Below are 11,603 nucleotides of genomic sequence, written 5' to 3' on the forward strand. Positions count from 1 at the left end.
AAGAACAATTTAATCATGAGAAAAAATAGTTTTATCAACCTTTTAATAATTGTTCTAGCAGTATGCGAAGCTAGTATTATGAATGCGCAAATCATTTCTCCAAAACTAAAATGGTCAGAGCGCATGGCAGCTACCGTAATGCTACAACACCAAGAATCGTATATGATAGATCATGCGACTTCTCCAAAATGGGATTATGTTCACGGATTGGTTTTGACTGCAATGGAAGAATTGAATAAAAAACATCCCAACCCAAAGTATACCGAATACATAAAATCGTATGTAGACAAACTCATCCAAAACGATGGAACTATTGATAGCTACAAATTTGATTCGTACAATATTGATATGGTAGTAGCTGGTAGATTATTGTTTGATGTTTATGCCAAAACCAAAGAGGAAAAGTATCTAAAAGCATTGCAAACGCTTAGAAAACAAATCGAAGAACAACCTAGAACAGTTAGTGGTGGATTTTGGCACAAAAAAATATATCCTAACCAAATGTGGTTGGACGGATTGTATATGGGAGAGCCTTTTTATATCCAATACACTATGACTTTTGAAAATGGAAAAAGTCTAGATGACATCGCTAAACAATTTGAACTCATTCAAAAAAATGACCGCGATCCTAAAACCGGATTGCTTTATCATGCTTGGGACGAAAGCAAACAAATGCCTTGGGCCAATAAAACGACTGGAACATCTCCAAATTTTTGGTCACGCTCCTTGGGTTGGTATGCTATGGCATTGGTTGATGTCTTAGATTATATGCCCAAAAATCATCCAAAACATAAAGAATTAGTAAGTTATTTGAACCAATTGGCCTCAGCATTGGTTCCTTTTCAAGATGAATCAGGACTTTGGTATCAAGTTACAGATAAGGGAAATCAAGGCGGAAATTACTTAGAAGCCTCTGGAACAGCCATGTTTAGTTATGCTTTTGCAAAAGGAGCAAATAAGGGATATTTACCTAAAAAATACAAAAAAATCGCTCAAAAAGCCTTTAATGGTCTTACAGGAAAATTGGTTAAAATTGGCTCAAATGGCGAAGTAATCATCACTCAAGCCTGTGCAGTGGCTGGACTTGGTGGAAATCCTTACCGAGATGGCTCTTTTGAGTACTATGTAAACGAAAAGAAAAAAGACAACGACCCAAAAGCAACTGGGCCTTTTATTTTAGCTGCTTTAGAGTTGAATAAGTAAGTTCATCATATTAATCTTTTATAATGCTTTTTGAAATGAGGTACATACAAAGAATTATAAATGTTATGGTTTGTATTTTTGTTTCTAATATAAATATTCTGGCTCAAAGCTCCAGCGAGATCCTAAATACGAGTACAGTAGTAAAGGTAGAAGTACAAACCAATGAAAATTATTTTGTGGTAGATGCTAAAGGATCTGGCAATTTCACCAAGATTCAAGACGCCATAAATGCGGCTCGTTCCTATCCCGACCAACGCATTATAATCTATATCAAAAACGGAAAATACTACGAAAAAGTAAAAATCCACGCTTGGAACACCAAAATTTCCCTCATTGGCGAAAGCAAAGAAAACACGATTATCACTTTTGACGACCACTTCAAAAAAATGAACATAGGGCGAAACAGCACCTTTCACACCTACACCGTTTTAATAGAAGGAAACGATTGTATGGTTCAAAATTTAACCATCGAAAATAGTTCGGGCGAAGTCGGACAAGCAGTTGCGCTCAATGTCAATGCCAATCGGGTAAAAATTGAAAACTGCAATCTCTTAGGCAATCAAGACACGCTCTACACCTCAGGCGAGGGAACCAAAAACTATTTCAAAAATTGCTACATCGAGGGCACCACCGATTTTATTTTTGGCGATGCCACGGTTTTGTTCGAAAACTGCACACTGCACAGCAAAAAAGATTCCTATATCACCGCAGCTTCAACGCCTCAGGACAGCACTTTTGGCTACGTTTTCAAGAACTGCAAACTCACCGCAGACGCTAGTGTCAAAGAAGTTTATTTGGGCAGACCTTGGCGTTTCTACGCGAAAACCGTTTTCATCGATTGTACGATGGATGCTCATATTCTGCCACAAGGATGGCACAATTGGTCAAAACCCGAAGCCGAAAAAACCAGCTTTTATGCCGAATACAACTGTTCTGGCGTAGGCTTTCAACCGCAAAAAAGAGTCCCGTGGTCGCATCAACTCACCAAGAAAGAAGCTAAAAAGTATACTATTGAAACCATTCTTAATGACAAAATCAAAAATTGGTACCTAACCTCTAAATAATTAATTTTTAGGAGCAGTAACAATGGGAATTTAAGGAAACAAAGTCCCGCTATCCGTTCCACCCGAGCGATAGCGAACTGACGAAGTAATCTTTTGTGCCATCCCGAAGTTTCGGGACCAGCACAAAAGGATTTTCACTACACCCGAGCGATAGCGAACTGGCGAAGCAATCGTGGCTAGCAGCCAAGAAATCACACTCTTTGTTTCAGCCTTTAAAACAAAATGATAAATACCACCAAAAATGAAAAAATACCTGTTATTCTTTGTCTGCATCAGCCTAAGTAGTTGGGCACAAAACGCACCTTTTCCCACAGAAAAAGTCAATACTATCCTAAATCGTATCGTGTTACCCAACATTCCTTCATTCACCATAAAAGTAACCGCATTGGGAGCCAAAGGAGATTCGATAAGCAATTCAAAGCCCGCTTTTGATAAAGCAATGGCGCTTTGTAAAAAGAAAAACGGCGGAACTATCCTTGTCCCAAAAGGTGTCTATACGTTACAAGGGCCGCTTCATTTTGTGAGTAATGTTCGCTTGCATTTAGAGGACGGTGCCAAAATCAGATTTGGTTCTAATCCAAAAAATTATCCGCTAGTTTTGACCAGTTGGGAAGGCACGACGCTGTACAATTACAGTCCATTGATTTATGGAATTGGTTTAGAAAACATTGCCATTACCGGAAACGGAATTATCGATGGAGAAGCCAAAAACACTTGGATAAAATGGAAACCGCTCGAAAAGAAAGACCAGCTTTTGAGTAGAGAAATGAATCATCAAAATGTTCCCATCAAAGAGCGAGTTTTTGGAGAAGGACATTACCTAAGACCACAACTCATTCAATTCATCGACTCCAAAAATATTCTCATCGAAAATGTTCAAATAGAAGATTCACCATTTTGGTGCATTCATTTGTTAAAAAGTAAAAGCATTACAATTCGTGATTTAAAATACAAAGCATTCAATAACAATAACGACGGCATCGACCCCGAATATTCGAGCGATGTCCTAATCGAAAACATTTCTTTTGATAATGCCGATGATAACATTGCCATAAAATCAGGAAGAGACCACGAAGGAAGAGCCAATAGCGCCAACCCAAGCCAAAATATTGTCATCCGAAATTGCAATTTTAAGGGACTGCACGGAGTAGTGTTGGGCAGCGAGATGTCGGCTGGAATTCAAAACATTTTTGTAGAAAACTGCAAAACGATTGGCTACCTCAAAAGAGGCATTTACCTAAAAACCAATGCCGACCGTGGTGGCTATATCAAAGATGTTTTTGTAAACAATCTACAACTTGACGAGGTAGAAGACGCCTTGCATATCACTTCCAACTACCACGGCGAAGGCAGTGGTTATGCTTCAAGCATTAGCAACATCAATTTTTCGAATATCCTTTGCAACAAAGCCACACAAACCGGCATTGTAATTCAAGGTTATCCGGATTTAAAAATAAAAGATATTTTCTTTAATAACATTCATATCCAATGGGCTAAAAATGGTATTTCAAGTCAAAACGCTGAAAATGTTGTGCTGAACGAAGTCACTATTGGAGAAAAAGCCAGTATTCCAACCTCTGTAAAATAAGATTAAAATGAAAAAGTACTTCCTACTAATTGCCTGCATCACCCTAAGCGGTTGGGCACAAAAAACGACCATTTACACCATTGGCGATTCGACTATGGCCAACAAAGTAGCGCCTGAACAAAACCCCGAAAGAGGATGGGGACAAATGCTACCCACTTTTTTTTCAGATAATGTGGTGATAGACAACCGCGCCGTCAATGGTCGAAGCACGCGCAGTTTCATTGATTTAAAATTATGGGATGCTGTATATAATTCACTTAAAAAAGGAGATTATGTCTTTATCCAATTTGGCCACAACGATGGCAAAGTAACCGACCCAACTCGCTACACCAATCCGCACACAAGCTACAGACACAATTTGATTCGTTTTGTAGAAGAAACCAGGAAAAAAGGAGCGACCCCTATCTTATTTTCTTCCATAACCCGAAGAAACTTCAACGAGCAAGGTGTTTTGATTGACTCACATGGTGATTACACGCAAGAATTAAGGCTAGTCGCTCAGGAATACAAAGTCCCTTTTATCGACATGCAATATTATACAGAACTTCTGGAAGAATCCTATGGAGTAGAAAAATCAAAAGAATTACATCTGCACTTTGCCCCAGGAGAAAATAGCTATATCCCAAAAGGAATTGAGGATAATACGCATCTGTCTGTAAAAGGAGCCACAGAAATTGCTAAAATTGCTGCGCAACAAATAAAAGCACTCCACATTCGCTTATCCAAAGAAGTGAAATAAACCAGATAAAACCGTAATGTTTTTATCCCATATAACAGGAAGTGTTGCTTGTGAATTGATGTTTAAAATTTGTTTGATTTATTTTAACAACAATTTCTTTTTGGGCGGTGAACCATCGTTTTTTTATTAAATCGTTCAAAAATGGTAAAAACACGTTCAAGCTTATTCCATTCAAGAGTATATAAAGATTGTGTCCCACTTAATTTTCTACATATTAGATTTCCTTCTAGCAAATCTTTTAAATGTTTAGAAACGGTAGATTGAGACAAGGGTAACTCGGCCACAATTTCCTTGCAAGTTCTATCCTTATGTCTTGAGAGTATGGCTATAATTTGGATTCTTGCAGGATGGGATAAACATTTTGCCAATTGTGAAAGTTCTAGATCTAAACTGTTAAAATTGTTATTTACTTTCATATTAATCGTGTTTTATAGATAATTAGTTTGGACATTTTGAAAATTATTAATTCAGTGTAAGTTTTTATTATTCAGTGTTTTATGTTGATTTTAATGAAGCATAATCGTAAAAATACGATAAATTATTAAAACTTAAACACATTTAGTTACGTAGTTTTATAAAATCTATATTTTATAAAAATGAAGTACATTTTCACTTTTTTAATTCTGTTTTGTTCAGGATTATTATTCGCTCAAGAAACTACTGGAATAGTAAAAGGAACCATAACAGATGAGCAAAATAATACCTTGCCATTTGCTACTATTTCTATTCTTCAAAAGTCAACAGGAATAAAATATGCAACGCAATCACAAGCAGATGGCTATTATGAATTCAATCAGTTACAGCCAGCGTATGATTATGAAATTAAAATTGTGGTGGAAGGGTTTAATACCTTACTTTCAGATGCTATTCAAGTACAACTTGGTAAAACTACTAAACTTGATTTTATACTTTTTGCAAAAGCAGAAGTATTGCAATCAGTAGTAGTTGTAAACAATGCTGAGTCTAAAAAAGGAAATGAAAAGCGTTTAAAAATAGATGTAATTACGAACCTTCCTACGGCAAATAGAAGTATTCAAGATGCTACGCGATTACTACCAGAGGCAAACCTAAATTCATTTGGAGGGGCTAACTATAGGTTTAATAATTTATCTATTGATGGGAGCGCCACAAATGATGTTTTAGGCTTTCAAGAGCCAGCGAGTGGTGCAGCAGGATCAACTGCTTCAGGAACTCCAGGAGGTTTAGCAGGTACGCAACCGATAGGTTTTGGAGCCATAAGTGCACTCTCTGTAAAAACTGCCCCATTTGATGTAACTTTTGGGAATTTTACAGGTGCAAGCATCAATGCAGTTACTAAAAGTGGTACGAATAAAACAACTGGTCTTGCCTACACCTTTGTGAAAAATAGAAATTTAGTAGGTACTTACGCTGATGGTATTAAGCAACAAAAAGCAGCTTTTAATGACTATACCTACGGTTTTAGTATTGGCGGAAGCCTAGTTAAAAACAAATTGTTTTATTTTTTTAATGCAGAATTGGCCGATAGGAATGAAACGGTCTTTAATGCTCCTGGAAGTATAACTTCCAATATTTCTGCTGAAACGGTTGCCCTTATAGCTGATAGACTTAAAACAAAATATAATTATGATCCAGGAACTGCACTCAATGCCCAAATAGAGCGCAAGAATTCCAAACTTTTTTTAAGATTAGATTACAACATTAGTGATGATCATAAATTAACGTTGAGAAATAATTTTGTTAAAGGCTATGCTGATAATCTAGAATGGACTCCCACTGTTTTTAATTTTACAAATCAAGGATACAGGCACAATTCTACTACAAATAGTATTGTAGCAGAGCTAAAAAGTAAATTCACAAATCGGCTTTCAAATAAAATGACAGTTTCTTTATCAACGGTAAATGATGATCGCACTTATGAAGGTCGTGTTTTTCCTCATTTAGAAATTATTGACAATACCTCAAATACTGTTTTTGCAGGAACGTATAGAGAAGCTTCTATTTACGGTTTAAGTTTAAATACTATTCAGTTTACAAATAATCTTATATATTATCACAAAAATCATAAATTTACCGCTGGAGTTTCATCAGAAATTAATAGTATTGAATATCGCTTTTTAACGGCTTTCAATGGTAGATGGCAATACAACTCTGTAGCTAGTTTCTTGGCTGATCAACCCAACCGCGTAAGGGGAGTGTACAATATTGAGAATAACGATTTTGAGTTTAATAAAAAGACCCCATCAGCAGATTATGGAGTCGTATTAGGTAGTGTTTATTTACAAGATGAAATTAGACTCTCAAAAAAGTTTACAATTTTAGCTGGAATTCGTTTAGATTGGCAAAAAACGCCCACCGCTTTTCCTATTTCTGATGAAATTCAACGTACACCAGAGTTTTCGGGGTATCAAAATAAAATAAATAGTGCGCCAATTATTAATCCACGTTTTGGCTTTAATTATGCAATTGATACCGATGGGAGATATACTTTGAAGGGAGGAACAGGTCTATTTACAGGTAGAATGCCTTTTGTGTGGTATGCTTATGAATATTATATTTCCGGAACAAAATATTTTAATATAGATTACCGCCCTACAACAAGTTTGGATATTAACGAAGATTTAAGTCAGTTAGAATCTTTACAAAATAGAAAATTGACCGAAGTAAATTTAGTAGATACTAATTTCAATTTACCGCGTGATTGGAAAAGTAATCTTGCGCTTGATGTAGCTTTAAAAAATAATTTTGCCTTAAACTTTGAAGCAACTTATACCAAAACTTTAGATGGGTTGTTGTTTCAATCTATAAATAGGAGAGAGGATCAAAAAAGTAATTTTACGGGAGCTGATCAACGTCCGTATTACAATACCTCAGCAGAGAGCATTAAAATCAATCCTAATTTTACAAATGTTTTTTTATTGACTAATACTTCACAAGGATATAGATACAACTTCACAATAGGGCTTACTAAAACAGAAAGCAATTACAATGGATTTTTAGGGTATACGTATGGAGTGAGTAAAGACATTTCAAGCACTAATAGGAATTCACATGCGGCAAATTTTGAATGGAACCAAGCCTTAGTAGCCAATTCACCTGAACTCACCGCTTCAAATTTTGATTTACGTCATAAAATTGTTTCCTATCATTTTTATGATATTTATTTTAAATCGAGCAGTTTTAAAGTAGGTTTATTATACAATGGTAGATCAGGGAGTCCATTTACATTTGTTTATGAAGGAGATATTAATAGAGATGGTTCAGCCAAAAACGATATTATTTATATTCCCAGAGATCAATCAGAAATTAGACTTCAAAATATAGTGGATAGGAATAATACTGTTGTTGTATCTGCAGCTGAGCAATGGCTACAGCTTAATGACTTTATCAATAACAATGATTATTTGAATAAGAACAGGGGTAAATATGCTAATCGGAATGCGGCAAGAACGCCATGGAATCATCAAGTAGATTTAAAACTCATGTATGAAACAAAACTTTTTAAAAATAAAGTAGAGTTTGCCATTGACTTTTTTAATGTAGGTAATTTAATTTCAAAAAATTGGGGCACCCAGGTTTACGTTCCTAATATTAATAACTCGGGTTATGCACTTCTAGATTTTGTTCGAATAGAAAATCAACAACCCGTTTTTCAATTTAAAAATCCAAAAGGTACACCTTGGTTAGTTGATAATTTAAATTCAAGATGGCAGGGACAACTTAGTGTGAGTTATCATTTCTTATAAGAGTTATTTTTTAACTCTAAAATGAGCCAACAGAATTATTCATGTGACCTATGGATAATTCTTTTTTTTTAAAGAATTATAAAATTAGGCAGAAAATAATAGGTAAAGATAAAATATAAAAAAAGCGTTGCAAATGCAACGCTTTAGTGGGGAGAGCAGGATTCGAACCTGCGAAGTTTTCACAGCAGATTTACAGTCTGCCCTCGTTGGCCGCTTGAGTATCTCCCCAAGACTTAACAAGTATAACTCGTTGTGCTAACCGGGTGCAAATATAGCAACAGTTTTTAAGTTTCCAAACAAATTTTGAACTTAATTTCGCTATTTTTTTTAATCACTTGGTATTGAATAAAATAAAAAAACCTCCATTACGGAGATTTTTTTATTTTTATTAAAATAGGTGTCTATTTAGCTAAAAGTTCTAAAACTTTTGTTCGTAGCGCTTCGCCACGTAAGTTCTGTGCTACTACTTTACCAGATGCATCAAGTATAAAAGTAGCTGGAATTGATTCTACTTTATATTGAGCGGCGATAGGTTCGTCCCAGAATTTTAAATTAGAAACTTGGTTCCATGTTAACTTGTCTTTTGCGATAGCTTCTTTCCAAGCCTTGGCATCTTTATCAAGAGAAACACCAATAATATTTAGTCCTTTAGCATGTAATTCTTTGTATAACGCAACTACATTTGGGTTTTCTTGGCGGCATGGTCCACACCAAGACGCCCAAAAATCTACTATTGTAACTTTTCCTAAACTTTCCTTTAGTGAAATCATTTTTCCTTCAGGATTAGGAGCTGAAAAATCTGCTCTTCAGTTACCTCCTGGCATTGCTGGTGCAGGAGCAGCACCTACTGCAGCAGGAGATTTTCTTTCAGCAATTTTAGTTTTGATTGCTATTCCTGGTTTTGTTTTTTTCAATGACTCTTCAAGACCATTATATAATTTCTCTGATTTTGCAACGTCAGTTGAAGGATCATTTAACATACCTTGTATAATCAGTGCTGAAATGAATGATTTAGGATGCGTTTCAGCATAAGTTAAATATTTGTTTTTTGACGCAGTATTTACTTCTTCCTGAATTTTAGAAAACTCTTGCATCAATTTATTGATAACAACGGTATCTTTTGTTTGTTGAGCTGTATTCATAGCAGCCATATTTTTAGTTTGAAAATCCATAAGTTTCTTTTGAACTTTAGTCATTTCTTCATTGAAAGCCATGAATTCGTCATTGTTATATGTTCCTGAAACTTTTGATTTTTGAATACTATCTTTGTTTACTGCTATAGTTACCTCAGCATTTTCTAAGATAAAAGGTATTTTAGCTTGAGCTCCCTCTAGTTGTAAGGTATAAAAAGCAGGTTCAGTGATGTTACCTTTCATCTCAAATTTACCATTTTCAACTTTTACAGTATCTTTTGCAAGCAACATTCCTGTAGCGTCTTGAGTTTCTAGAATAATCGTTTTACCATTATCAACACCAGTAGCTGTTCCTGTAATCAAGTACTCATCTTTCCCAACTTTGCTACAAGAAATTAATACGACAGCAGCAGAAAGTAATAAAATTATTTTTTTCATTATAAATTAGTTAATATAGTTATATCTGCAAAAGTATTTAAAAATAATAAATTACAAATATAATAACTACCTAATTTTTTGTTATAAAGTGCTATTTATTATGTATAAACATAACGTTTAGTAGCGTTTTGTAATCAATAAAGAATGTGAATTTTAACTTTTCATTTTTTTTTCAAAAAAAAAGCACCCCATAAGGAGTGCTTGAATGTTTATTGTAAGTGCTTAGTCTTGATTGGTTGTTTTTCTCCAAGTAAAAGCATTTAAAATGTGTCTTTTTGCAAATCTTCCAGGTGAATCAGCATTTACCATTTTTACATAAGTAGCTTTTGGTACACTAATATACTCATAAACACTTCCGTTTGAAAAATTAATAATCAATCTACCTTCAACAAATTTATAATCAGTAATTGTTGATGTTGTAATTGTTTCAGTATATTCAGGTAAGTTTGCTTTTATAGTTTCAGGATTGATGCTAACCAAAAAATGGTAGGCTTCAATGATTTTTTTACTATTTTCTTCAGCTGCTTTTAATCCAGCTTCATCACCTTGAAATTTATCTGGGTGTGCTTCCTTCATCGCATTACGATAAATGGTCTTCAAATCTTTCAGCTCAGCAGTTTTATCTACATTTAGCAATTTGCGGTATTCAACTATTTTTTTCATAAATATGTAACTACTTGTCTTTTTGTATATAAGGAATACAATTTTGTTTTAAATGGACAAATTTTTTGCAAAGGTACACTTTTTTTTATTTTTTGCGATTTTGTCTAAAAAAAATCTTCGAATAGTTTTAATGAAAATTATTTTAAGCTTTACTTAATACCTTTATTGTTGAGGCTTATAATTTGCTTTATCAAAATTCTTAGACTTTTTAGGGTATTTACCGTGGCTAATATCACTAGGGTTTTCAATGATTGATTTTATAGTGACCATATCACCTAAATTGAATTTTGTTGCCATTTTGTAGTCTAACAAATATTCTCCACAAAAAAAGTTGTTGTTTTCATCTTTTTCAATAACTCCTGTGTAGATTCCTTTTTGTAACATTCTTTCTTCGTTAGCTTTTGTCATCTTTATCTATTTTATTTAAGTGAGCAAATTTAATCATTTTTAATTTGAATTATCAGTAAATACTCTTCTTGATTATATTTGCACTATGCAGAAAAAATTTAAACCTAGCCCTAATTCTTTTAAAAACACTTTTTGTGTTTTTTATGAAACTACTCTTGATGCTATTTCTAATTTAAAAGTGCAGTATGACAGTAAATCAGGTAGTAAATATTATTATACTAAAAAAGGAATGTATCGCTTATCAAATCATTGGGGTAGGTTGGCCAATTGTAAATGGAGACTGGAGTCACTTGAACTAGAAACGGACTCTAAATTTAAATTAGGATTTGCGTCTTGGGAAAGTTTTTATCCAGATAATGACATTGATTTATTGTATTATCTTGAGGTAAATTATGATAAAGATCTGGTTCAATATCAGCATAAAAACAATCCTGATTTTGATAAAAAAGCCGTTTTACGAACAAGCTCTGAAACAAGAAAACGAATCAAACAAGTTAGAAATATACTGCAGTTATCATCATGGGCTAAGTATTTTGATTCTGATATTGATGATTTGAGGAAGTATATTGTAGAGCAACTATTGTATAGTAATAAAACACTTGACGAAATAAAGAAAGAGTGTAAGTGATTTTAAATTCTTTA

General features: G+C 34.2%; 11 protein-coding genes, 1 tRNA gene and 1 pseudogene. 6 read left to right on the plus strand and 7 right to left on the minus strand.

What is annotated here, in order from left to right; genetic code table 11:
* Positions 1 to 15: 15 nt before the first annotated feature.
* Both LQ189_RS05695 and LQ189_RS05700 read left to right on the plus strand, forming a co-directional pair.
* Entirely contained in the window at positions 16 to 1,203 is a 1,188-nt protein-coding gene (locus tag LQ189_RS05695) for a glycoside hydrolase family 105 protein (RefSeq protein WP_230154907.1), read from the plus strand.
* A gap of 35 nt (positions 1,204 to 1,238) precedes the next feature.
* Positions 1,239 to 2,267, plus strand: coding sequence for a pectinesterase family protein (locus LQ189_RS05700; protein WP_230154908.1), 1,029 nt, complete (start codon positions 1,239 to 1,241; stop codon positions 2,265 to 2,267).
* Between the two features lie 30 nt (positions 2,268 to 2,297).
* Here the strand turns inward: LQ189_RS05700 and LQ189_RS05705 are convergent, their stop codons facing one another.
* Entirely contained in the window at positions 2,298 to 2,462 is a 165-nt protein-coding gene (locus tag LQ189_RS05705) for a hypothetical protein (RefSeq protein WP_230154909.1), read from the minus strand.
* A gap of 46 nt (positions 2,463 to 2,508) precedes the next feature.
* Between LQ189_RS05705 and LQ189_RS05710 the strand changes: the two genes are divergently transcribed.
* Positions 2,509 to 3,855, plus strand: coding sequence for a glycoside hydrolase family 28 protein (locus LQ189_RS05710; RefSeq protein WP_230154911.1), 1,347 nt, complete (start codon positions 2,509 to 2,511; stop codon positions 3,853 to 3,855).
* Positions 3,856 to 3,862: 7 nt separating this feature from the next.
* The gene (locus LQ189_RS05715; protein WP_230154913.1) at positions 3,863 to 4,594 is read left to right on the plus strand and encodes a rhamnogalacturonan acetylesterase; all 732 of its coding nucleotides are present in this window, start codon (positions 3,863 to 3,865) and stop codon (positions 4,592 to 4,594) included.
* 83 nt (positions 4,595 to 4,677) lie between these two features.
* Here LQ189_RS05715 and LQ189_RS05720 read toward each other — a convergent pair whose 3' ends face one another.
* On the minus strand, positions 4,678 to 5,010 hold the full coding sequence (locus tag LQ189_RS05720; protein ID WP_230154915.1) for a helix-turn-helix transcriptional regulator: 333 nt from the start codon (positions 5,008 to 5,010) through the stop codon (positions 4,678 to 4,680).
* A gap of 180 nt (positions 5,011 to 5,190) precedes the next feature.
* On the opposite strand from LQ189_RS05720, the gene LQ189_RS05725 reads away from it, so the two are divergent.
* Positions 5,191 to 8,319, plus strand: a complete 3,129-nt coding sequence (locus LQ189_RS05725; protein ID WP_230154917.1) for a TonB-dependent receptor — start codon at positions 5,191 to 5,193, stop codon at positions 8,317 to 8,319.
* 147 nt (positions 8,320 to 8,466) lie between these two features.
* Here LQ189_RS05725 and LQ189_RS05730 read toward each other — a convergent pair.
* From LQ189_RS05730 to LQ189_RS05750, 5 genes and pseudogenes are all read right to left on the minus strand, one after another.
* Positions 8,467 to 8,547: transfer RNA gene (locus tag LQ189_RS05730), tRNA-Tyr, on the minus strand.
* A gap of 173 nt (positions 8,548 to 8,720) precedes the next feature.
* Positions 8,721 to 9,107: pseudogene (locus tag LQ189_RS05735) on the minus strand (TlpA family protein disulfide reductase); the annotation flags it as partial.
* Between the two features lie 18 nt (positions 9,108 to 9,125).
* Complete coding sequence (locus LQ189_RS05740; RefSeq protein ID WP_230154921.1) at positions 9,126 to 9,890, minus strand: DUF4369 domain-containing protein; 765 nt, start codon at positions 9,888 to 9,890, stop codon at positions 9,126 to 9,128.
* 222 nt (positions 9,891 to 10,112) lie between these two features.
* Entirely contained in the window at positions 10,113 to 10,553 is a 441-nt protein-coding gene (locus LQ189_RS05745; RefSeq protein ID WP_230154923.1) for a KTSC domain-containing protein, read from the minus strand.
* A gap of 162 nt (positions 10,554 to 10,715) precedes the next feature.
* Positions 10,716 to 10,961: a hypothetical protein gene (locus tag LQ189_RS05750; protein ID WP_230154925.1), complete on the minus strand. Its 246-nt coding sequence runs from the start codon at positions 10,959 to 10,961 to the stop codon at positions 10,716 to 10,718.
* An 85-nt stretch (positions 10,962 to 11,046) separates the two neighbouring features.
* Here LQ189_RS05750 and LQ189_RS05755 point away from each other — a divergent pair, with 85 nt between their 5' ends.
* Positions 11,047 to 11,589: a hypothetical protein gene (locus LQ189_RS05755; protein WP_230154927.1), complete on the plus strand. Its 543-nt coding sequence runs from the start codon at positions 11,047 to 11,049 to the stop codon at positions 11,587 to 11,589.
* The last annotated feature ends 14 nt before the right edge of the window (positions 11,590 to 11,603 follow it).

It is taken from the genome of Flavobacterium sp. CECT 9288 (assembly GCF_918731615.1).
GTDB lineage: Bacteria > Bacteroidota > Bacteroidia > Flavobacteriales > Flavobacteriaceae > Flavobacterium.

Excerpts from the sequence above, each read along its gene's own strand:
- LQ189_RS05700 (WP_230154908.1), top strand. The coding sequence starts at position 1,239 with ATGAGGTACATACAAAGAATTATAAATGTTATGGTTTGTATTTTTGTT.
- LQ189_RS05725 (WP_230154917.1), top strand. The coding sequence starts at position 5,191 with ATGAAGTACATTTTCACTTTTTTAATTCTGTTTTGTTCAGGATTATTA.
- LQ189_RS05710 (WP_230154911.1), top strand. The coding sequence starts at position 2,509 with ATGAAAAAATACCTGTTATTCTTTGTCTGCATCAGCCTAAGTAGTTGG.
- LQ189_RS05715 (WP_230154913.1), top strand. The coding sequence starts at position 3,863 with ATGAAAAAGTACTTCCTACTAATTGCCTGCATCACCCTAAGCGGTTGG.
- LQ189_RS05695 (WP_230154907.1), top strand. The coding sequence starts at position 16 with ATGAGAAAAAATAGTTTTATCAACCTTTTAATAATTGTTCTAGCAGTA.
- LQ189_RS05740 (WP_230154921.1), bottom strand. The coding sequence starts at position 9,890 with ATGAAAAAAATAATTTTATTACTTTCTGCTGCTGTCGTATTAATTTCT.
- LQ189_RS05745 (WP_230154923.1), bottom strand. The coding sequence starts at position 10,553 with ATGAAAAAAATAGTTGAATACCGCAAATTGCTAAATGTAGATAAAACT.
- LQ189_RS05755 (WP_230154927.1), top strand. The coding sequence starts at position 11,047 with ATGCAGAAAAAATTTAAACCTAGCCCTAATTCTTTTAAAAACACTTTT.
- LQ189_RS05750 (WP_230154925.1), bottom strand. The coding sequence starts at position 10,961 with ATGACAAAAGCTAACGAAGAAAGAATGTTACAAAAAGGAATCTACACA.
- LQ189_RS05720 (WP_230154915.1), bottom strand. The coding sequence starts at position 5,010 with ATGAAAGTAAATAACAATTTTAACAGTTTAGATCTAGAACTTTCACAA.